The 21,765-nt window shown below is 31.1% G+C and carries 15 protein-coding genes, 1 tRNA gene and 1 rRNA gene (1 of these 17 only partly in view); 13 read left to right on the top strand and 4 right to left on the bottom strand.

Annotation, left to right across the window (positions count from 1 at the left end; translation table 11 throughout):
- The 8 genes from BEN51_RS11750 to BEN51_RS11715 all read left to right on the top strand — a co-directional run.
- Window positions 1-2,593 (top strand): 23S ribosomal RNA (locus tag BEN51_RS11750); it begins 313 nt to the left of the window's first position.
- A gap of 61 nt (window positions 2,594-2,654) precedes the next feature.
- Window positions 2,655-2,729 (top strand) — tRNA-Asn (locus BEN51_RS11745).
- A 190-nt stretch (window positions 2,730-2,919) separates the two neighbouring features.
- A complete protein-coding gene (locus BEN51_RS11740; RefSeq protein ID WP_236906216.1) occupies window positions 2,920-3,876 on the top strand; it encodes a polysaccharide deacetylase family protein in 957 nt (318 codons plus the stop codon).
- A gap of 103 nt (window positions 3,877-3,979) precedes the next feature.
- The gene (locus BEN51_RS11735) at window positions 3,980-4,654 is read left to right on the top strand and encodes a response regulator transcription factor (RefSeq protein ID WP_119866234.1); all 675 of its coding nucleotides are present in this window, start codon (window positions 3,980-3,982) and stop codon (window positions 4,652-4,654) included.
- Window positions 4,642-6,051, top strand: coding sequence for a sensor histidine kinase (locus tag BEN51_RS11730; RefSeq protein ID WP_119866233.1), 1,410 nt, complete (start codon window positions 4,642-4,644; stop codon window positions 6,049-6,051). Before BEN51_RS11735 ends, BEN51_RS11730 begins: the two co-directional genes overlap by 13 nt.
- Window positions 6,048-7,520, top strand: coding sequence for a hypothetical protein (locus BEN51_RS11725; protein ID WP_119866232.1), 1,473 nt, complete (start codon window positions 6,048-6,050; stop codon window positions 7,518-7,520). The genes BEN51_RS11730 and BEN51_RS11725 overlap by 4 nt, the downstream gene beginning before the upstream one ends.
- Window positions 7,521-7,532: 12 nt before the next feature.
- A complete protein-coding gene (locus tag BEN51_RS11720) occupies window positions 7,533-8,912 on the top strand; it encodes a TldD/PmbA family protein (protein WP_119866231.1) in 1,380 nt (459 codons plus the stop codon).
- Between the two features lie 11 nt (window positions 8,913-8,923).
- Complete coding sequence (locus BEN51_RS11715) at window positions 8,924-10,267, top strand: TldD/PmbA family protein (RefSeq protein WP_119866230.1); 1,344 nt, start codon at window positions 8,924-8,926, stop codon at window positions 10,265-10,267.
- Between the two features lie 151 nt (window positions 10,268-10,418).
- Here the strand turns inward: BEN51_RS11715 and BEN51_RS11710 are convergent, their stop codons facing one another.
- Window positions 10,419-12,275 (bottom strand): LTA synthase family protein, encoded by a 1,857-nt coding sequence (locus BEN51_RS11710; RefSeq protein WP_119866229.1) that lies wholly within the window; start codon window positions 12,273-12,275, stop codon window positions 10,419-10,421.
- Between the two features lie 169 nt (window positions 12,276-12,444).
- Here BEN51_RS11710 and BEN51_RS11705 point away from each other — a divergent pair, with 169 nt between their 5' ends.
- Window positions 12,445-13,395 (top strand): NAD(P)/FAD-dependent oxidoreductase, encoded by a 951-nt coding sequence (locus BEN51_RS11705; RefSeq protein WP_119866228.1) that lies wholly within the window; start codon window positions 12,445-12,447, stop codon window positions 13,393-13,395.
- 81 nt (window positions 13,396-13,476) lie between these two features.
- Here BEN51_RS11705 and BEN51_RS11700 read toward each other — a convergent pair whose 3' ends face one another.
- Together BEN51_RS11700 and BEN51_RS11695 are read right to left on the bottom strand one after the other, a co-directional pair.
- Window positions 13,477-14,046, bottom strand: a complete 570-nt coding sequence (locus BEN51_RS11700; protein WP_119866227.1) for a GDSL-type esterase/lipase family protein — start codon at window positions 14,044-14,046, stop codon at window positions 13,477-13,479.
- Entirely contained in the window at window positions 14,043-14,696 is a 654-nt protein-coding gene (locus BEN51_RS11695) for a RusA family crossover junction endodeoxyribonuclease (protein ID WP_119866226.1), read from the bottom strand. The genes BEN51_RS11700 and BEN51_RS11695 overlap by 4 nt, the downstream gene beginning before the upstream one ends.
- A 188-nt stretch (window positions 14,697-14,884) precedes the next feature.
- Between BEN51_RS11695 and tsaD the strand changes: the two genes are divergently transcribed.
- The 3 genes from tsaD to BEN51_RS11680 all read left to right on the top strand — a co-directional run bounded on the left by tsaD (window position 14,885) and on the right by BEN51_RS11680 (window position 18,193).
- The gene (gene tsaD / locus BEN51_RS11690; RefSeq protein WP_119866225.1) at window positions 14,885-15,895 is read left to right on the top strand and encodes a tRNA (adenosine(37)-N6)-threonylcarbamoyltransferase complex transferase subunit TsaD; all 1,011 of its coding nucleotides are present in this window, start codon (window positions 14,885-14,887) and stop codon (window positions 15,893-15,895) included.
- A gap of 22 nt (window positions 15,896-15,917) precedes the next feature.
- Complete coding sequence (locus BEN51_RS11685) at window positions 15,918-16,934, top strand: alpha/beta fold hydrolase (protein WP_119866224.1); 1,017 nt, start codon at window positions 15,918-15,920, stop codon at window positions 16,932-16,934.
- 92 nt (window positions 16,935-17,026) lie between these two features.
- On the top strand, window positions 17,027-18,193 hold the full coding sequence (locus BEN51_RS11680; RefSeq protein WP_119866223.1) for a S1C family serine protease: 1,167 nt from the start codon (window positions 17,027-17,029) through the stop codon (window positions 18,191-18,193).
- A 95-nt stretch (window positions 18,194-18,288) separates the two neighbouring features.
- Here BEN51_RS11680 and BEN51_RS11675 read toward each other — a convergent pair whose 3' ends face one another.
- Window positions 18,289-19,344, bottom strand: coding sequence for an FAD:protein FMN transferase (locus BEN51_RS11675; protein WP_119866222.1), 1,056 nt, complete (start codon window positions 19,342-19,344; stop codon window positions 18,289-18,291).
- A 473-nt stretch (window positions 19,345-19,817) separates the two neighbouring features.
- Here BEN51_RS11675 and BEN51_RS11670 point away from each other — a divergent pair, with 473 nt between their 5' ends.
- Window positions 19,818-21,713 carry an FAD-dependent oxidoreductase gene (locus BEN51_RS11670; RefSeq protein WP_119866221.1) on the top strand — a complete coding sequence of 632 codons (1,896 nt, stop codon included), beginning with the start codon at window positions 19,818-19,820 and terminating at the stop codon, window positions 21,711-21,713.
- Window positions 21,714-21,765: the final 52 nt, after the last annotated feature.

Raw genomic sequence — 21,765 nt, 5'->3', positions numbered from 1 at the left:
AAATTATAGCTAACCGAATACAACTGGAAAGTTGAGCCACAGGGTGTAATAGCCACGTAGGTGAAAGTTATAATAATCAAGTTCTAATCCAGAGTACCACGAGACACGTGAAACCTTGTGGGAAGCAGGGAGGACCACCTCCCAAGGCTAAATACTACCTGATGACCGATAGTGAAGCAGTACCGTGAGGGAAAGGTGAAAAGAACCCCGGGAGGGGAGTGAAATAGAACCTGAAACCGTGTGCCTACAACCGGTCAAAGCCCCTTATGAGGGTGATGACGTGCTTTTTGTAGAACGAGCCAACGAGTTACGGTATGTAGCAAGGTTAAGTACTTAAGGTACGGAGCCGAAGGGAAACCAAGTCTTAATAGGGCGACTAGTTGCATGCCGTAGACCCGAAACCGGGTGACCTATCCATGGCCAGGTTGAAGCGGGGGTAAAACCCCGTGGAGGACCGAACCACGTTGCTGTTGAAAAAGCATGGGATGAGCTGTGGATAGCGGAGAAATTCCAATCGAACTCGGAGATAGCTGGTTCTCCTCGAAATAGCTTTAGGGCTAGCGTCGGATATGAGTAATGGAGGTAGAGCACTGAATGGGCTAGGGGGCATATTGCTTACCGAACCTTATCAAACTCCGAATGCCATATACTATTAGTCCGGCAGTCAGACTGCGAATGATAAGGTCCGTAGTCAAAAGGGAAAAAGCCCAGATCGTCAGCTAAGGTCCCAAAGTGTAAGTTAAGTGGTAAAGGATGTGGGATTTCTAAGACAACTAGGATGTTGGCTTAGAAGCAGCCACTCATTTAAAGAGTGCGTAATAGCTCACTAGTCGAGAGATCCTGCGCCGAAAATGTCCGGGGCTCAAACTTACCACCGAAGCTACGGGTTCACACTTCGTGTGAGCGGTAGAGGAGCGTCGTAATCGGGCTGAAGTCGTACCGTAAGGAGCGGTGGACTGATTACGAGTGAGAATGTTGGCATCAGTAGCGAGATGTAAGTGAGAATCTTACAGGCCGAAAATCTAAGGTTTCCTGGGGAAGGCTCGTCCGCCCAGGGTTAGTCGGGACCTAAGCCCAGGCCGAAAGGCGTAGGTGATGGACAATTGGTTGATATTCCAATACCACTATTATCGTTATTATCGATGGTGTGACGGAGAAGGATAGGATGTGCTAGCCGTTGGTCGTGCTAGTCTAAGCATTTAGGGAGTCAGGATAGGCAAATCCGTTCTGACAATCCTGAGGTGTGATGGGGAAGGTCATTATGACCGAAGTATCTGATTCCATGCTTCCAAGAAAAGCATCTAGAGAGAGAAGTAGTGCCCGTACCGCAAACCGACACAGGTAGATGAGGAGAGAATCCTAAGGCCATCGGAAGAATTGCAGTTAAGGAACTAGGCAAATTGACCCCGTAAGTTCGCGAGAAGGGGTGCCTGCGAGAGCAGGCCGCAGAGAATAGGCCCAAGCAACTGTTTAGCAAAAACACAGGTCTCTGCTAAAGCGTAAGCTGATGTATAGGGGCTGACGCCTGCCCGGTGCTGGAAGGTTAAGGGGAACACTTAGCGTAAGCGAAGGTGTGAACTTAAGCCCCAGTAAACGGCGGCCGTAACTATAACGGTCCTAAGGTAGCGAAATTCCTTGTCAGGTAAGTTCTGACCCGCACGAATGGCGTAATGACTTGGGCACTGTCTCAACTGCAAATCCGGCGAAGTTGTAGTGCGAGTGAAGATGCTCGCTACCCGCGATTGGACGGAAAGACCCCGTAGAGCTTTACTGTAGCTTAGCATTGAGTTTCGATATTGTCTGTACAGGATAGGTGGGAGACTAGGAAACTGGGGCGTCAGCCTCAGTGGAGTCGTCCTTGGGATACCACCCTGATAGTATTGGGATTCTAACTGGACGCCATGAAGCTGGTGACAGGACATTGTTAGGTGGGCAGTTTGACTGGGGCGGTCGCCTCCTAAAAAGTAACGGAGGCGCCCAAAGGTTCCCTCAGAACGGTCGGAAATCGTTCGTAGAGTGTAAAGGCAGAAGGGAGCCTGACTGCGACACCCACAAGTGGAGCAGGGACGAAAGTCGGGCTTAGTGATCCGGTGGTACCTCGTGGGAGGGCCATCGCTCAACGGATAAAAGCTACCTCGGGGATAACAGGCTGATCTCCCCCAAGAGTCCACATCGACGGGGAGGTTTGGCACCTCGATGTCGGCTCGTCGCATCCTGGGGCTGAAGTAGGTCCCAAGGGTTGGGCTGTTCGCCCATTAAAGCGGCACGCGAGCTGGGTTCAGAACGTCGTGAGACAGTTCGGTCCCTATCCGTCGCGGGCGTAGGAAATTTGAGAGGAGCTGTCCTTAGTACGAGAGGACCGGGATGGACTGACCTCTGGTGTACCAGTTGTTCTGCCAAGAGCATAGCTGGGTAGCTAAGTCGGGAAGGGATAAACGCTGAAAGCATCTAAGCGTGAAGCCCCCCTCAAGATGAGATTTCCCATAGCATAAGCTAGTAAGACCCCTTGAAGAACACAAGGTTGATAGGTTAGAGGTGTAAGTATGGTAACATATTTAGCTGACTAATACTAATAGGTCGAGGGCTTGACCAAAATAATAATGGCTATATTCATGTGCAATTTTCAGAGAACAAATTTTTCTGAAAAATAATATTCCGCGGTAGCTCAATGGTGGAGCACTCGGCTGTTAACCGATAGGTTGGAGGTTCGAGCCCTCTCCGCGGAGCCATTTTTTATTTAAGAGCTTTATAAGAATAGATTAATTTATCTATTGTTATAAGGCTCTTTTTATTTGTATAATATTAAACTATTCTTCTTTATATTAAGTTTATAATGAATTGTAAATACTTTGTAATGTTTTGTTGGAATTAAAAATATATAATAAAAATATGAAGAATATGTAAGAAAGAATGATGACTATGAAAGATAAAACATTAAAGATTATTTTATTTATATTAATTGTATTCTTAATAATAGATATGGTGTTAATAATAAAACTAGGTGGTTTCAAATATATAACTAAAAAAGTTTCTGAAATGAAATATACTATTTCGAATAAGGACAAGCATTATAATGATTTTGAGGATAATAAAGCTTTAAATAATAAAACAGAGGATAAATTAATAGATAATGAAGAAAAGTTAAAAGAAGAAAATAAAAGTTCTAATATTAAAGAGATAAATACAGCATCAAATAACTATATAGATGATGTCTCAAAGGTATTACCTGAAACACTTTACCAATGGAAATTCTATCGTGAAGATCATAAAAAAATAGCTTATTTAACTTTTGATGATGGTCCATCAAGAGAAGCTACAAGCAAAATATTAGATATTTTAGCAGCAAATAATATTAAGGCAACTTTTTTTGTATTAGGAACTTCAATAGAAAGAAATGAAAAAGCTGATGAATTATTAAAAAGGATGTATAATGAAGGACATACAATTGCTAACCATGGTTATTCTCATAATTATAGTCTTTTATATCCTAATGGGATAATAGATGTACAAGCTGTTATAGAAGATATGAATAAGAATACTAGTATATTAAAAGGAATTTTAGGAAATGATTTCTACAGCAGAATAATTAGATTACCTGGAGGATATTATAGCTGGAAGGGCAGAGAAGAATTGTATATAAAATTAAAAGAGTTAGGCCTATATCAAATGGATTGGAATGCTTTAAATGGAGATGCAGATGGCAAGAGTCATGGAAAAGAACAGTTTATGAATAATTTAATTAATACAGTTGGGGATAAGGATATTATTTTTGTTCTTATGCATGATACTGATGATAAAAAAGATACCGTTAATGGCCTCCAAGAATATATAAACTTTTTAAAATCGAAAGGTTTTGAATTTAGAACTTTAAAATAGGGAATATTAATATAAATTAAGATATAATTAGCTAAAGGGCTTTTTTATATCTTAATTTATTTTGATATAATAATAATTTTTATAATTGCTTTAAGGAGAGAATATGAACAAGATATTATTAATTGAAGATGAAGAAAGTATTAGAGGGTTTTTAAAGATAAATTTAAAAAGAAATAATTTTGAAGTTATAGAAGCAGTTAATGGAGAAGAAGGGTTGAATCTTGTAAGAAAAGAAAAACCAGATATAGTTATATTAGATATAATGCTTCCAGGAATTGATGGCTTTAGAGTATGCAGAATTATTAGGGAAGAAAATAGAGATATTGGAATAATTATGCTTACTGCAAAAGGACAAGATATGGATAAAATAATGGGCTTAGAATATGGAGCAGATGATTATATAGTAAAACCTTTTAATCCCTTGGAAGTTGTTCTTAGAATAAAGGCTATATTAAGAAGATTAAAGGAGGATAATTCTGCTGTTATAAAGATCGATAAATATAAGTTAGATCCCTATTCTAAGAAATTTTATAAAGATGGAAAGGAAATATATTTAACACCAAAGGAATATTTAATAGTAAAAACTTTTATGGAAAATCCTAATCGTGCTTTTAGCAGGGATGAACTATTAGATTCAGCTTGGGGGAAGGACTATTTTGGAGATAGTAAAATTATTGATGTTAATATAAGAAGAATAAGAGCAAAGATTGAAGATAATCCTTCTGAGCCAAAATATATAGAAACAATATGGGGAATGGGATATAGATGGAAGCAATAACTAGGAAAAGTATTAAAGTACAAGTAGTTAGAATAATTTTAATTACTATTTCTTTAATAATATTAATATTAAATATTTTATTAATGATATTTTTAACAAAATACTATTATGATAATACTGAAGATTTGTTGAGAAGCAGAATTAATGTTTCTTTAAGTATATATGAGAAGTATTTTTATAATAGTAATTTAAATGAAATAATTAATGATGATGTAGATATATTTTGGAAGGATAATAATGTTCAGGTTGAAATTTTTGATAAGAATAGAGAACTTATAATGGATTCAATTGGTGCAAAAGATGAAGATTTTATAAAAAAAGAAGATGTAATAAAAGCTTCTAAGGGTGAAATATCAAGATGGATTGGAAAAGTTAATTATACAAAAAGTAAGGTTATGGCTGTATCAGCTCCAATTATTATAGATGGAGAAATAATTGGTATAATTAGATTAATAACATCGCTTGATGATGTAAATAAAATAATTACTAATGTTATTTTAAGATTTTCATTAATATCTATTATTGCTTTTGTAATTGGAATACTACTTAGTATATTATTAGCTGATAAAATAATTAAACCTATAAAATATTTAACAGAAGTAGCAAAGGAAATGGCTGGTGGTAATCTTAAAATAAGGAGTAGTATTAAAAGTCAAAATGAAATTGGACAGCTGTCTAATGCTCTTAACTTCATGGCAGGAGAGGTAGAGAGCAGGGAACAACTTAAGAATGAGTTTATTTCATCTGTATCCCACGAACTTAGAACTCCTTTAACAGCAATAAAAGGATGGAGCATAACCTTAAGGGATGATGAAACTGATAAAGAAACATTAGAACTTGGACTAAATATTATTGAAAAAGAAGCAGATAGGCTGACAGTAATGGTTGAAGAGCTTCTTAATTTTTCAAATCTATTAAATGAAAATATGAGGTTAAATATAGAAACTATATCGATATCAAAATTGCTTAATGAAGTAAAGGCAATAATGGAAAGAAGGGCATTAAGTGAAAAAATAAATTTTACAGTTAATTGTAACATTGAGACTACTATAGATATTGATGTTAACAGAATAAAACAGGTATTTATTAATTTATTAGACAATGCTTTTAATTTCACTGGTGAAAATGGAGAAGTTAAAGTGGATGTTTCTGAGGAAGATAAAAATATAATCTTCTTAATAAAAGATAATGGATGCGGTATAAGAAAAGAAGATCTACCTAGGGTTAAAGAAAAATTCTTTAAGGGAAAAAATTCAAAATCTAAGAATGGTATAGGACTTTCAATTTGTGATGAAATTATTAGACTTCATAATGGAGAATTAAAAATCTTAAGTGAAGAAGGAGTAGGCACAGAAGTTTATGTTATATTAAATAAAACCAAGGAGGATAAAAAATGAGAAAAATTATAATATTCCTTCTTATAGGATTATTTACATTGAACAGTGGATGTAGTAAAGTAAATTCAAGGGAAATTCAATCTATAAATGCTCCTTCAAATGATAGTTTAATTATAGAAGGTAATTGGAAAATAATTGATATTAATCTTATCGATGATAATATAGAAAATAAATCTGAAATATTAGCATTAAAAAATGAAACTATAAATATCACTAATAATAGTATTGATATAGCAAATAAAATTTATAAAGATACATCCTATAAACTCAAGCTAGTAAATGCGTCATATAATGTTTCCTATGAATTTAAATTAAAAATAAGTGATATAATCAAAGATAAAGAAAAAATTGAAGTAATTACTATAATATATCAAAATAATATAATAGGTGAATTCATAATTGATAATGATAATAAGGGTTATTTATATTATCAAGGAATATTGTTTTATTTAAATAAAACAGAAAGTGAGGCTGTTGAAATTCAGGTAAATAAGGAAAGTTTTGAGAAGACAAATGAAGATGAAGTTATAGAGCCTGAATTTATTTTAGAAGATTATAATAGTCCTGTTGGAGTTATGCTTGTTTTAAAGAAAAATAGGGAATTAAATGATAAGGGAAATTATAGTAATGAAAGTTATAGAACATTATGGATATCTATGTATAATGGGAATATTCAGCCTGTTTTAGAAAAGAACTATATAGTTTTTCCTAGAATGAATGGAATTTGGGAAATAAATAATAAAGTTTTAGATGAAAATGGAATTCATTATGAATATTTTAATGCAAGAAAAATAGATGGTGATCTTTATAAAATAGATGAAATATATAACTTTGAAAGCAGTATTTATAAAAATATAACTTTTATATCAAATGATTATATATCAATGGAAGTTTATGAAGGAGATAATTTTCAAAATAAATTTCAACGATATCAAACAATACCTATAGATAATATTAATTCTAATGAAGGATTAAAGATTGGAGATATATATTCAGAAGGGGAAGTAAATCAATACGAAATTGATTATAAAGTAGCTTTGACGGAATACCTTAAAGATAAAACTATAAGTGCTTATAAAATTGATTATAGTAATTTTAAATTAGATAGAGTAAAAGGCAAGTGGGTATTGATAGGGAATATAAAATTACAAAATTCAGATAGTTTAGATTATCGAATTAATATTAATCCATTAAAAAAACTATTGAATTATGATACTTTGTTAATATCTTGGAAGGAGCTTAAGGCACAAACCCCATTTCTTAAAGATGCTTTTACTTCTCCTAATGGAAGAATTGCGATAGTTCAATTAGAGGATAAATTATTGGCTTATGAAATTAAAGATAGAACTATAAATTCAACTCCTATCTTAACTATAGAAATAGAAGAAAATGAAGAAATAATAATGGCAGAATGGGCAAATGGAGATTACGTAAAATATTGGGAAAGTGCATTTAAAAATTTAAAATAGGGAGGATAAATTATGTTATCAAAGGATATATTATCTAGCGTTCTAGCTAGATGTTTAATAACAGGCGGTGATTTTGCAGAAATATTTGAAGAAGATACTTTAAATACTTCAATTAATCTATTAAATGGAGTTGTAGAAAATACAATATCAGGAAGAATCCATGGTATTGGAATTAGAATATTTAAGGGATTAAAGAGTGTATATGCTTATACAAATAATACTAATTTACAATCATTATTAGATACTGCTGAAAAGGCAGCATTAGCCCTTGGAGATTTAAAAGAAGACATAAGCATTGTTTTAAATGATAAAATTTCTTATAATAATCATCCTATTTTATATCTTCCTTCATCAGTTTCAACAAATAAGAAAATTGAGATAATGAAAAGAGGCTATAAATCAGCAAAAGAATATAGTGATGATATCAAACAAGTTTCAGTAACTTATTTAGATAAAGTACAAAATGTTTTAATTGCAAATACAGAAGGTCTTTTAACTGAGGATAGAAGAGTTAGGACAAGATTAGCTATTAGTTCAGTAGCTTCAGCTAATGGTGAAAATCAAACAGGTTTTGAGGGACCAGGAGCTCATAAAGGCTTTGAATTATTTGAAACTGTTGATCCTGAGTATTATGGAAGAGAAGCTTCAAGGGTTGCGCATACTATGCTTCATGCAAGACCTTGTCCGGCAGGGAAGATGACAGTTGCCATTGATAATGGTTTTGGAGGGGTAATCTTTCATGAAGCTTGCGGACATTCTCTAGAAGCAACTGCTGTAGCAAAGGGAAATTCAGTATTTACAAATATGATAGGAAAGCAGATAGCATCTACTAAAGTTACAGCTATTGATGATGGAACTATACCAAATGCCTGGGGATCATTAAATATTGATGATGAGGGAAATAAAACAAGAAAAAATGTTTTGATAAAAGATGGAATATTACAAGGATATTTAATAGATAAATTAAATGGAAGAAGAATGGGGATGGAGCCTACAGGAAGTGGGAGAAGAGAAAGCTATAAATTTGCTCCTACTTCAAGAATGACTAATACCTATATTGCAGCAGGAACTGATAAAGAAGAAGATATAATAAAATCAATTGATAATGGACTATATGCGAAAAAGATGGGTGGAGGATCAGTTAATCCAGTAACAGGAGAATTTAATTTCGCAGTTTCTGAGGGATATATTGTTAAGAATGGAGCTATTCAGGAACCAGTTAGAGGGGCCAGCTTAATAGGAAAAGGAAGCGAAATATTAATGAATATAGATATGGTAGGTACAAATTTGGCACAAGGACAAGGAATGTGTGGTTCTATATCAGGAAGTATTCCAACTAATGTAGGTCAACCTATGATAAGAGTAAAAGAAATAACAGTAGGTGGAAGATAGGAGGGATATATATGGAAGTGAAGGTTTTTATAGATAAGCTATTTGAAAAAGCAAAAAGAGCTGGTTTTGAGGAATATGAAGTTTACTATGTAGATAAAGAAAGTTTAAGTATTAATGTTTATAAGGAAGAAGTAGAAAAATATAATTTAACAAGCTCCTACGGATTATCCTTTAGAGGAAAAGTTAATGGTAAAATAGGATATTCTTATACAGAAATATTAGATGAAGATGCAATTGATATGTTAGTTAAGAATTCTATGGAAAGTGCCTTAGCAATAGAAAATAATGATCTTCAGTTTATTTATGAAGGAGATAGGGAATATGCCAATGTTAATACTTATCATAAGGAATTAGAAAATGTAAATCCGAATAAATTAATAGATTTAGCATTAGCTATGGAAAAAGAAGCCAAAAATTTAGATGATAGAGTAGTTAGCTTCCAAGGATGTGGTATAGGTTATTCAAATGCTAAGTATGGAATAGTAAATTCTAAAGGACTTAATCTTGAAAATAAATCTAATCTTTTGAGTGCTTATGTTATACCTATTATAAAAGCTGAAGAAAATATGCTAGATGGTATGGGTTATACTGTGGCAAAATCAGTTAATGAAATAAATCCTAAGAGACTTGCTGAAGACGGAGTAAAGGAAGCTATATCAAAAATTGGAGCAAGGTCAATAGCTTCAGGTAAATATAAAATTGTTATAAATAATGAAGCTATGGTTTCTCTTTTAGGAACTTTTTGTGGAGTATTTAGTGGAGATGCAGCCCAAAAGGGATTAAGTTTATTGAAAGATAAAGAAGGAGAAATAATCGCAAGTGGAAAAGTTACTATTATAGATGATCCACATCTTGAAGATGGATTGGCATCAGTTCCTTTTGATGATGAGGGAGTTGCCACAAGAAAGAAAGATATAATAAAAGAAGGTAAATTAATAACCTTATTACACAATTTAAAAACAGCCCATAAAGGAAATACAAGGACAACAGGAAATGGATTTAAATCTTCCTATGCCTCTTCTGTGGGAGTATCTCCAACTAATTTTTATTTAAAACCAGGAGATAAAGCCTTTAAGGAATTATTAGAAGAAGTAGGTGAAGGTGTTATAATAACTGAATTTGCAGGACTACATTCAGGAGCGAATTCTATAACAGGAGATTTTTCTTTAGCAGCCAAGGGTTTCTGTATAAAAGATGGTAAGCAAGATTTTCCTGTAGAACAAATAACGGTAGCTGGTAACTTCTTTGATTTATTAAAAAATATTGAAGAGGTGGGTAATGACTTAAAATTTCCAATGAGCAGTGTAGGAAGTCCATCGGTAATAGTTAAGGAATTATCTATTGCAGGAAAGTAGAGTTTTTAGTTAGTAGTTAGGAGTTTGGAGTTAGTAGTTAGTAGTTAGTAGTTAGGAGTTTGGAGTTAAGGAGTGGAAAAGAGCCTATTTGTGATTTCACAAATAGGCTTCTAATTTTATAGATTAAAGTTAAAGTATAAATTATCAAATTTTACTTATCAAGATAGTTGCTTCTAATCATTTTATCCGACATTTCAACCATATTTTTATATAATTCTTTTTCTTCTTCTGTAAGGTTTTCTCCTATGACAGTAAGATCTGTTAAAACAGCAAAGGATTTATTTGTATTAAGAAGATTTCTTCCTAAAGCAGTATTTATATATTTTTCATTATCTATACCCATCAAATATAAGATTGTAGGCATAATATCTATTTGTCCACCAATTGTTTCAAAGCTTTTTGCTTTGTTCATTCCCTTAGACCAAATAATAAAAGGTACTGTATGATGACCATTATCTAAATACCAGTCTTCTGGATTAGCCAAGGTTTCTATAGCGCTATTATAATATTTATGAACACCGGTATGATCACCTTCAATTACAACTACTGTATTATCAAGTAAACCTTCTTTATCTAATTGGGAAAGGAAGTTCCTTATCTGTCTATCTGTATAGTTTACGCTTTGGAAGTATCCGCCTAGTATATTTTCATCTAAAGTTTTATCTATTTCTAATGTTCTTTTCTCTGCTGGTAAATCAAAAGGACCATGGTTGGTTAAGGTTACTGTAAAAGCATAAAATGGATTATTTAAATCTTTAAGTATTGGAGTAACTTGTTTAAAATAGCTTTCATCCGATAAGCCAAGTCCAATTTCTTCATCTATATTAAAAGAATAATAGTCAATAAAATTATTAAAGCCTATACCTCTTAAACCAGCAGCATAGTTCCAAAAGGAACCCTTATCTGGATGTATTGCCACTGTATTGTATCCTTCTTCTTCTAGTAAATTTGGAAGAGAGTTATAGTTCGTAGCTGGATATCTAAAGAAGGTACTTCCTCTTCTTAAGGGATACATAGAAGTATTTATCATAAGATCTGCATCAGAGCTTGTCCCTTCATTTACTTGTTCATATATATTAGGAAAATATAATCCTTCTTTAATTAAACTATTCATAGTAGGAGTAATTTCTTGTCCATTAACTTCCTTATTTATAACAAAGCTTTCTAAGGATTCAACTTGAATAATAATAAGATTTTTACCTTTAAATATTCCTGCATATTCATTGTTTTCTAGTTTTTCTTTTTCATTAAAAAACTGATTTATTTGATTTTTATCATCATCTGTTAACTTATAAGGTTTTGAATCTTTATAGGTATTAATAAGATCAAATATATGATATCCTACTGATGAAAAATATCTAGCAGTATCAGTTGGATCGTAATTTGAAAATAAATATCCATTCTTTACATCTTCATTATTAAATACATAAATATTAATTGGAACATATTGTATGTAAAAAACACTTAATATAAAAATTACTGCAAAGGAGATAGGAGCTCTTCTTTTTAGTTTTCTATAAGAATTTCTTGTAAAGAATACAAATAATCCTAGCAAAATGAAATCAATGAATAGTAAAAAATCTTTATTACTAAACATTGAGGATATTGTCCCACCCATATTATCTAAGTTTGCCATTTGTGTTATCAATAATATTGAAGGAAGGGTCTGAAAACCTCTAAAGTAAGCTAAATCTAATAGTATTAAGGCTGTAATAAAGGCATCAATAATAAATAAATATATTATTCTACCTTTAGCTTTAAACAATAAGGAAAAGCTAAGAAATACCAGAATGAAGGAAAAATAATACCCTATAAAAGGTTTTACCTTATTGAAGCCTAATAATAAATTTAATGAATAGGGATCCTCATTTGATATAAAGCCTTGAAAGATTATTGTTTTAAGAAATATACCTAATAAAGGAATTAAAAATAATATTATTTTTATTAAACTATTATATGTAAGAATATTTTCGTAATGGCTTTTAAACTTACTATAAATTCTTTTCATTGTTTCACCTCAGTCAATGCATGAAATAATTATATTAATTGTAGGTCTTAATTATAATATAGCATATTATATAAATCAAATTATAAAATATAAATTAATTCTTAAGATTAGAAGCTTTTTCTATATGATATAATATTTATAGATTTTCAAAAATTATGGAGGATAAATTATGCTTCAATATGATTTAGTAATAGTTGGAGGTGGAGCTTCCGGCCTCTCAGCAGGAGTTTCAGCCTTAAGAAATGGAATAAAAAATGTATTGATTTTAGATAGAAATAATGAATTAGGTGGTAATTTAAACATATTTATTCATAATGGTTTTGGAAGGTATTTTCTAGGAACAGAAGTTACTGGCCCGGAATTATCTAGTGAATTAATAAGAGAATATAGAGCTTTAAAAGGGAGTTTTAAATTAAATACAGAGCTTTTAGAAATAAGTAAAAATAAAGTGTTAACTTATGTAAATCCAGAAGAGGGAATACAAGAAATAAAAGCTAGTTCAATAATTCTTGCTTCAGGATGTAGAGAAAAATTCACAGGCAATATTAATATTCCTATCCATAGATATACAGGAATATTTACTTTACTTTCAGCCCATAAGCTTGTTAATCTTCAAGGGTATCTTCCAGGAAAGAAGGTTGTGGTAGTTGGAAATAATAAATGGTCTTTAATTTTTGCAAGAAGATTAGAAATTGAAGGAGCAGAAATTCAAGCTTTTTTAGATACTTCTAAAAATGGCTTAGAGGAATATTTAGATATAATAGAAGGCTTTAACATAAACATAATAAAAAAACATAGGGTTATTGAACTCTATGGAAATGAAAGAATAAAAAGCGTTGATATTAGAAATTTAGAAGATAATACAGTAAAAAATATAGAGTGTGATTCATTAGTTCTGAAAATAGGTTATTATCCAGAAACTTTCTTAATAAGAAAAGTAAATATGATTTTAGATGATAAAGGTCATCCTGTTGTAAATAAAGATTTCCAAACATCAGAAAAAGGAATTTTTGCTACAGGAACTTTAGTATTAGGAGAAGAAAGTGTATTTAGCAGCGGAGAAAATGGATATATAGTAGGTAAAAATGCTTCAGAATATATTAAGAAATATATCTACTAAAAAGCGATTAGCAATTTTTAATGTCCAATTTAGAATGTAGAATGAAGGAGGATTTTCAGCAGCTGAAAATCCTCCTTCATTCTACATTATTGTAGTTAGTATTTTTTCGTATATTAAATTATTTCCTAAAGCATTTAAGTGAACTCCATCAATGAAAATATCATTATAATATTCACTTAAACTAGTTTCTGTAAAGAAATCTATATAGCTTACTTTAAGTTCTTCGCATAAATTTATTAAATCTAAGCGTAATTTTTTTAGGTTTTCAAAGACATAGTCATAAGTTTCAAAGCTTATAAAATATGAGTTATTTGTTTTATAAACAGTTGGTGGAATTCCAATAATAATATTCTTTGTTATTGTTAATCCTTCCTTAATCATAAGCCTTATATTATTTATTGCAAAGGATAAATTCTTATTAGATAAAACATCATTTGTTCCACCCATAATAAATATTATATCAGGATTTAAATTAATAACATCTTTTGTAAATCTATTTAACATATCTGTAGTAGTGCTTCCATTAACACCTTTATTTATTACATTAAGATTTTCAATGTAATTCAACTTATAAGCCCAGCTTTCTTTTTTATGGACACCATATCCATAAGTTAAACTATCACCTAGTAGTACTATAGTTTTCTTACTCAAAACATCCTCCTAAAACAATTTCTGCAAAAAATAGTTTTTCCATTATCAGCGCTAAGTAAATCTTCCTTAGAGAATTCTTTTTGGCAGAAATGGCAAGTGTTATTTTTGCTGCCTATATTTAAATCCTCAGAGTCAGCCTTTTTCTTAGGGATTTTTTTAGCAGAAGAATTTATTTTATTTTTAATATTCTTTTTTAAAGAAGTGTATATTTTTTTATCACTAGGGATATCTTTTTTAATAATAGAATAGGAAAGAGTAAATTCGCTCTCTGCAAAAAATTCTAATTCAAATCGAGGGTTTACCTTATCGTAATATTCCTCAGTAATAATTTTAGTAATTTGAGCATCATTTACTATTAAACCGCTTTTTTCAACCCCATCAAAAATACTTTTAGTTATATTAGCAGTATCAGGATGCCTTTTTTCACTTTTATAGTAAACTTTTAAAACAGCTATTAAGGCTTCCTCTAAAACAACATTTGGGTTTTGCAACCTTGCATGATAAGCTATTTCTTCCTCATAAAGAGCATATTTGTCATAGGACTTACCCGTATTATATGGAAGAATAGCTCTGCCATCCTTATTATGTAATTTAAAATTAGATTTAGAAATTGGTGATCCAGGTACTATAACTTTTGCGTAAATATTCATTAAAAACTCCTTTAGAAACCTTAGTAAATCCTTAATAATCCATTAATTCTAATAAAATATAATGAATATTTTTTTCATTCATTATATAATAACAAATAGACTAATAATAAATAATTTTTTATATTGTATTATAGATATTTTATCAAAAAAATATAAAATAAAAAATAGTTATATGGAAGAGGAGAATTATGGAAGATAAATTAATATTATCAATAGAATCTAGTTGTGATGAAACTGCTGCAGCTGTAGTAAAGAACGGAAGAGAAGTATTATCTAATATAATTGCAACTCAAATAGAAACACATAAAGTATATGGGGGAGTTGTACCAGAAGTAGCTTCAAGAATTCATATTGAAGTAATTGATAAGGTAGTTAAGGAAGCATTAGAAAAAGCAGGAGTTAGTTTAAAAGATATAGATGCAATTGGAGTTACATATGGCCCAGGATTAGTTGGTGCCCTTTTGGTTGGTCTGCAATATGGGAAAGGACTTGCATATTCATCAAAGAAGCCTTTAGTTGGAGTAAATCATATTGAAGGACACATATCAGCTAATTATATAGAACATAAAGATTTAAAACCACCTTTTGTATCACTTGTAGTATCAGGGGGGCATACTTTTATTGTCTATGTTAAGGATTATGGAGAATATGAAGTTATAGGTCAAACTAGAGATGATGCAGCAGGTGAAGCTTATGATAAGGTAGCTAGAGCTATTGGTCTTGGATATCCAGGAGGACCCAAAATAGATAAGTTGGCTAAAGAAGGAAATGAAGATGCAATTAAATTTCCAAGGGCAAATTTTCATGATGATTCTTTAGATTTTTCTTTTAGTGGACTTAAGTCTTCAGTTCTAAATTATTTGAATCAATGTAAGATGAAGGATATAGAAATAAATAAAGCTGATGTAGCAGCTTCTTTCCAAAAGGCTGTGATTGATGTTTTAACACAAAATGTATTAAAAACTTGTAAAGAAAAAGGCGTTAATAAAATAGCAATAGCAGGTGGTGTAGCTTCTAATTCGTCATTAAGAAAAACATTAATAGATGTAGCAGGAAAAGAAGGAATAAAGGTACTTTTTCCTTCACCAGTATTATGTACAGACAATGCTGCAATGATAGGAAGTGCTGCATATTTTAATTTAATGAAGGGTAAAGTGAGTCCTTTTAATCTTAACGCAAAGCCTAATTTAAAACTTTAGGTTAGTGGGGGGGATAGATTAAATGAAACTTTTACCATATTCAAACGGAGTACATAAGGTTAATATGAGAAGTAAAAAAAGCTCAAAAGAAGTTTTTAAACAGGTATTGACTATATTTATTATCTTACTTCTCATAGGTTTTGTTTATCAAAGAATAACTAATTTTATTTCAAAGGAAACTCTTAAAGAAAGAGTAGATTATATTAGAGTTGATGATAAAAGATTAGATTATTTGATAGATGGAGATGGAGGGGATTATACAGTAATTTTTGATGGGAATATAGGAGCCAATTTAAATCAATGGGATTTAGTAATTGAAGATTTAACTACAAATTATGATGATGTTTCAACCTTTGTGTATAACCGAAGAGGTTATGGATTTAGTGATGGAGGATCAAATAGAACTATTAAGGAGCAAGCAGAAGATTTAAGAGTATTACTAAGAAAAGCAGCAGCACCTTATCCATATATATTAGTAGGAGAAGAGTATGGCAGTCTTGTTTTAACTGAATTTGCAAAAGCTTATCCAGATTTAGTTGCTGGAGTAGTATTAATAAATCCCTTGGTTGAAAATGAAATAAATTCTGAAGACTTTTTAAAGGAAATGACTTTAGAAAAGATTAGAAGAGGTATAGAAAAGGCTGGATCTTATATTGGATTAACTTCTATAATTGATAAACTAGATATTGATTGTAAGGTAGAGGAATTTGAAAATTCTTTAGAAGAAGAGGATTTAAAAGAGTTTAAAGCTCATAGGACAAAGACAAGTTATACAAAGGCAGTATATAATGAAATAAGCAATATTACAAGTGGTAACAACAGCAGTCAGGAAGCTGGAGTTTTTAGCGGAAAACCTTATTATTTAATAGCAAAAAATAATCAGGTAGAATTAAAATCCTTAGGGGATGAGGAATTAACGAAGCTTTATGAAGTTAATACAGAAAGCAATTTTCTATCAATTACTGAAAAAGATTCAGTAATAAATGGAATAAGACAAGTTATTAAAAAAGCAAATGAAATAGAAAGAATGAAAAAATAAAATATATATTTTAAATGTGTCATATAATTGTCATAATGAGGTGCTATATTAAATTATAGAAATAATATGCAAATTATTTGGAGGTATTTAATATGGATGATGACAAGGTATATGATGTTAATTTTGTAATGAAAGATAGCAATAATAATGAGTATATTTATCAAAATGGCAATAAAAATAGGAAAAGAAGAAGAGGAATATTTGGAGCAGTAGCAATTATGCTGATTGGAGCAATTATTGGTGGTGCTATTGGTGGCTATGGTACTTATTATTTATTGAAGGAGAAAGGTATTAATCAAACTACAACTATTACTTTAAATCCTCAAAGTTTCAGAGAAACAGAAGGAGCCCTTACAGCAAGTGAGGCATTTCAAAAAGTAGCTCCTGCAGTTGTTGTTGTATCTGTAAATGGAGTTATTGATTATAGTGGAATTCTTCCTAAAGAAGTTTCTGGAATTGGCTCAGGATTTATCATCAATGAAGAAGGGTATATATTAACTAATTATCATGTTGTTGAAGGAGCCCAAGAAGTTGTGGTTACTTTATCAGATGGTAGAGATGTAGCCGCAAAAGTTGTAAATTATGACCAAAATCAAGATGTTGCAATGCTTAAAATAAAGGACGATACAGTAGAGGTTCCTGGAGTTGTAGAGCTAGGAGATTCATCAGTATTGCAGCCAGGAGAAGAAGTATTAGCAATAGGAACACCTTTATCAAAAGAATTTAATCAAACTGTAACAGGTGGTATGGTAAGTGCAGTGAACAGAAAAGTAGAAACAAGTACAGGAGTAAAGGTTAATTTAATTCAAACAGATGCAGCAATTAACCCTGGTAATAGCGGAGGACCTCTTATTAATACAAAGGGAGAAGTTGTAGGAATTAACACCTTAAAAATTGCTGATAGTGAAGTGGAAGGAATTGGATTTGCGATTCCGATCAATGAAGTTAAAGATAGAATTGAATCTTTATCAAAGCCTATTTTAAAGCTAGGAATCACAATAAGAGAAATTAATGAAGATTTAGCTAAACAATTTGACATGGAAGAAGGACTTTATATAGTTTCAGTGTCAGAATTTTCACCTGCAGAAAAAGCAGGAATACAAAATGGTGATTTAATAATAAAATTTGATAATAAAAGAGTGAAAACTTTTGATGAATTAAGAGAGATTAGGGATTCAAAATCGGCAGGTGATACTGTATCTATAGAATTAATAAGGAATGGTGAAAAGAAGACAGTAAATCTTCAATTAGAGGAGTAAAATAATCAATATGACAAAACTAAAAGAAGCTAGAAAATTTCTAGCTTCTTTTAGTTTTGTCATAAACTTCATATTCCAAACTACTAACTGAGTTATTAGTTTGCTATTGTAAAGTCTTCATTACTTAATTCAAAATTATCTTTAATTCCATCACTTAAATAAATCTTATTATCTGTAGTTACAAAGATTGCATCTATGTCATCTCTTGAATTTACAAATTTTAAGCCTTCTTCTATTCCCATTGCAAAAACAGAAGTTGATAAAGCATCACCATCGATAGATTTATCACTTACTATAGTTATACCGGCAATGTTATTTTCATAAGGATAGCCGGTTTTTGGATCTAATAAATGATGATATCTTACTCCATTTTCTTCAAAATATCTTTCGTAAATTCCAGAAGTAACAACAGATTTATTTTCAATTTTTATAATTCCAACTGTATCGCCACGTTCAGAAGTTGGATTTTGTATTCCTATTTTCCAAAGATTTCCGTTTGTATTCTTTCCTTTTGCAAGAATGTTTCCACCAAGATTTATTATAGCACTATTAACTCCTCTTTCAGATAACATTTCTGAAATTACGTCAGCTGTATAACCCTTTGCAATACCGCCAAGATCAATTATCATTTCTTTTCTCTTAAGAAAGGCTGTTTTTTCTTTATCGTTTAAAATCAAGTCATTATAATTGATAAGTGGAAGTTTTGCATCAATTTCTTCTTGTGTAGGTAATTTTTGACCTTCTAATCCTATACTCCAAAGCTTTACTAATGGTCCTATTGTAATATCAAAACGACCATCAGATATATTACCATATTCTAATCCTTTTTCTAAAAGATAATATGTATCTTCATCAATTTCAACAGGATTTATACCAGAAGCTTCATTTATTTTATCTATTAATGTTCCTTCATCATTGATTGATAATTTGCTTTCTAATTCTCTTACTTTATTAAAAACATCATCTAATATTGCTTCATCATTACTATCATAAATTTTTACACTAATTACTGTACCCATTAAGATTTCACTTTTTTCAATAGGTTCGTTATTTGCTTCACTGGATTGTGAATTATTTGTACAACCACTAAGTAATGCAAAAGAAAAGATTAATGAAATAGTTAAGCAAAAGTAATTTAAGTATTTTTTCATTTTAGCATCCTCCTATAAGATTTACTATTTATATTATAAAGAATAATATGATAAAAATAAAAGACTTTAGGGCAAAAACCTAAAGTCCTAAACTAAATAATGCTATTTAGCAGTTTCTAGCTGGATAAGCTTCCTTTGGGCTGCATCCGCTCTTCTCTTTCATTTTAGTATTATATTTGCATCTTTTCGTAAATGGAATTATTTACAGACTAATTATACACATATAAATTTGCTTTTGATATTCAAAAAACTTATACCTTATAAGAAAAACTTATTGCTGTAAATAATAGAATGTAGGAATAAGTGGCTTTAATAAGCCATTTTCAAACATTTGAAAGAAAAATTGATAAAAAATTATCGTTAAAAAATCGACAAAATAAATAACTATTTTATATGGACATATGATAATATTATATATAGAATAAAATATGCGATTTATGAATTATTTTTTATGAAGGGACGAGGTGTACAACATGTCAAAGAATAAGATAGTTGTTCTTGGAGCTGGATACGGTGGTGTTCAAACTGCTAAAAAATTAGCAAAGAAATATAAGAAGAATAATGATGTGGAAATAACACTTATTGATAAGCATCCATATCATACTTTAATGACAGAATTACATGAAGTTGCGGGAGGAAGAGTTCACCCTGAATCAGTACAAGTAGAATTAGTTAAAATTTTTGGTAAAACAAAAGTTAATGTAGTTATAGATTATATAGAAAAAGTTGATACTGATAAGAAATTAATTACTACAACTAATGGAAAATATGATTATGATTACCTAGTTATAGGTACAGGTAGTGAACCAGCATTCTTCGGCGTTCCAGGGGTAAAAGAAAATGGATTTACTCTATGGTCTTTTGAAGACGCAATAAGAATAAGAGAACATATTCAAGAAATGTTTGCTAAAGCAAGCATAGAAAAAGATGCTAATAAGAGAAAAGAAATGCTAACATTTATAGTAGCAGGTTCAGGTTTTACTGGTATAGAAATGGCTGGAGAACTTTTAGAGTGGAAAACTGTATTAGCAAGAAAGTACAATGTTGATGAAAGCGAAGTAACTTTAAAAGTTGTTGAAGCTATGGGAACAATACTAAACATGTTAGACAGAGATCAAGCTGATAAGGCTGAAAGATACATGGCTAAACATGGAATGGAAATTTTAAAGAATTCTCCTATAGTTGAAGTTACTAAGAATGAAGTAATTTTAAAAGATGGAACTAGAATAAAAACTAATACATTAATATGGACTTGTGGTATCCAAGCTAACCAAGAATCAAAAGAATATGGTTTAGAAACAGCAAGAGCAGGAAGATTACAAACAAACGAATATATGCAAGCTGTTGGTAAGGAAAATGTATTTGTAGTTGGAGATATGGCTTATTTTGAAGAAGAAAAAGGTAAGGGAACTCCTCAAATAGTTGAAGCTGCTATTCAAACTGCAGATACAGTTGTTGAGAATATAATTGCTTCAATAGAAAATAAAGAAATGGTTAAATTCCAAGGAAAATATCATGGATTTATGGTTTCTATTGGAGGAAGATACTGCGTTGCTAACTTAATGGGAGTGAAGTTATCAGGTTTCTTTGCAATGTTAATGAAACATTTAGTTAATTTACACTACCTATGGGGAGTAAACAATATAAATGCATGCTATAACTATTTACAACATGAATTCTTTAATATGGAACATAAGAGATCCTTTGTAAGAGGTCATTTATCATCTAAGGCTAACAGATTATGGTTAGTACCACTTAGAATTTATATAGGTGTTCTATGGTTAATTGAAGGATTAGAAAAATTAGTAGGCACTACTGTTTGGGAATCAATGTGGAATTTTGACGGTACAGGTTTCTTTAGTAAAATTAAGATTGGTGCTGATAGCTGGATTAAGGCTGGTAATGTAAAAATGCCATTTGAATGGTTACAAAACGGAACTTCAGGTGCAAGTGCAGCAGCAGATGCAGCATCAAGTGCTTCACAAGCAGCAGAAACAGCAACTGAATGGGCAACTCCAATTATTAGCAAAATGCCAGGTTGGTATTCTGCAATAATGGAATTTATGATGCCAAATCCAGAAGTAGCAGTATGGTTCCAAAGAATAGTTGTATGTATTGAAATAGGAATGGGTCTTGCTTTAATAGCTGGATTATTTACATTCATAGCAAGTGCTGTATCGGCTGGAATGGTTGTTAACTTTATATTATGTGCAATGGCTGGTTGGGACATACTATGGTACTTCTTCGGAGCAATTGCTTTAATGGGTGGAGCAGGAAGAACTTTAGGATTAGATTATTGGGTAATTCCATGGATTACTAAGCTTGCAGATAATTTCTGGCATGGTAAAAGAAAACCAGTATATAAATAAATTACAATTGAGAAGAATATAGTGATAATGTTAAAATATAAGGTAGAGTAGT

The organism is Clostridium isatidis, assembly GCF_002285495.1.
GTDB lineage: Bacteria > Bacillota > Clostridia > Clostridiales > Clostridiaceae > Clostridium > Clostridium isatidis.
Note: the sequence above shows the minus strand (reverse complement) of the source record. Positions and strands in the feature narration are given on the sequence as shown.

What these genes read in the sequence shown, in the direction of transcription:
- BEN51_RS11705 (WP_119866228.1), top strand. Translation starts at nt 12,445, where the DNA reads ATGCTTCAATATGATTTAGTAATAGTTGGAGGTGGAGCTTCCGGCCTC.
- BEN51_RS11710 (WP_119866229.1), bottom strand. Translation starts at nt 12,275, where the DNA reads ATGAAAAGAATTTATAGTAAGTTTAAAAGCCATTACGAAAATATTCTT.
- tsaD (WP_119866225.1), top strand. Translation starts at nt 14,885, where the DNA reads ATGGAAGATAAATTAATATTATCAATAGAATCTAGTTGTGATGAAACT.
- BEN51_RS11720 (WP_119866231.1), top strand. Translation starts at nt 7,533, where the DNA reads ATGTTATCAAAGGATATATTATCTAGCGTTCTAGCTAGATGTTTAATA.
- BEN51_RS11740 (WP_236906216.1), top strand. Translation starts at nt 2,920, where the DNA reads ATGAAAGATAAAACATTAAAGATTATTTTATTTATATTAATTGTATTC.
- BEN51_RS11695 (WP_119866226.1), bottom strand. Translation starts at nt 14,696, where the DNA reads ATGAATATTTACGCAAAAGTTATAGTACCTGGATCACCAATTTCTAAA.
- BEN51_RS11715 (WP_119866230.1), top strand. Translation starts at nt 8,924, where the DNA reads ATGGAAGTGAAGGTTTTTATAGATAAGCTATTTGAAAAAGCAAAAAGA.
- BEN51_RS11670 (WP_119866221.1), top strand. Translation starts at nt 19,818, where the DNA reads ATGTCAAAGAATAAGATAGTTGTTCTTGGAGCTGGATACGGTGGTGTT.
- BEN51_RS11685 (WP_119866224.1), top strand. Translation starts at nt 15,918, where the DNA reads ATGAAACTTTTACCATATTCAAACGGAGTACATAAGGTTAATATGAGA.
- BEN51_RS11680 (WP_119866223.1), top strand. Translation starts at nt 17,027, where the DNA reads ATGGATGATGACAAGGTATATGATGTTAATTTTGTAATGAAAGATAGC.
- BEN51_RS11730 (WP_119866233.1), top strand. Translation starts at nt 4,642, where the DNA reads ATGGAAGCAATAACTAGGAAAAGTATTAAAGTACAAGTAGTTAGAATA.
- BEN51_RS11735 (WP_119866234.1), top strand. Translation starts at nt 3,980, where the DNA reads ATGAACAAGATATTATTAATTGAAGATGAAGAAAGTATTAGAGGGTTT.
- BEN51_RS11725 (WP_119866232.1), top strand. Translation starts at nt 6,048, where the DNA reads ATGAGAAAAATTATAATATTCCTTCTTATAGGATTATTTACATTGAAC.
- BEN51_RS11675 (WP_119866222.1), bottom strand. Translation starts at nt 19,344, where the DNA reads ATGAAAAAATACTTAAATTACTTTTGCTTAACTATTTCATTAATCTTT.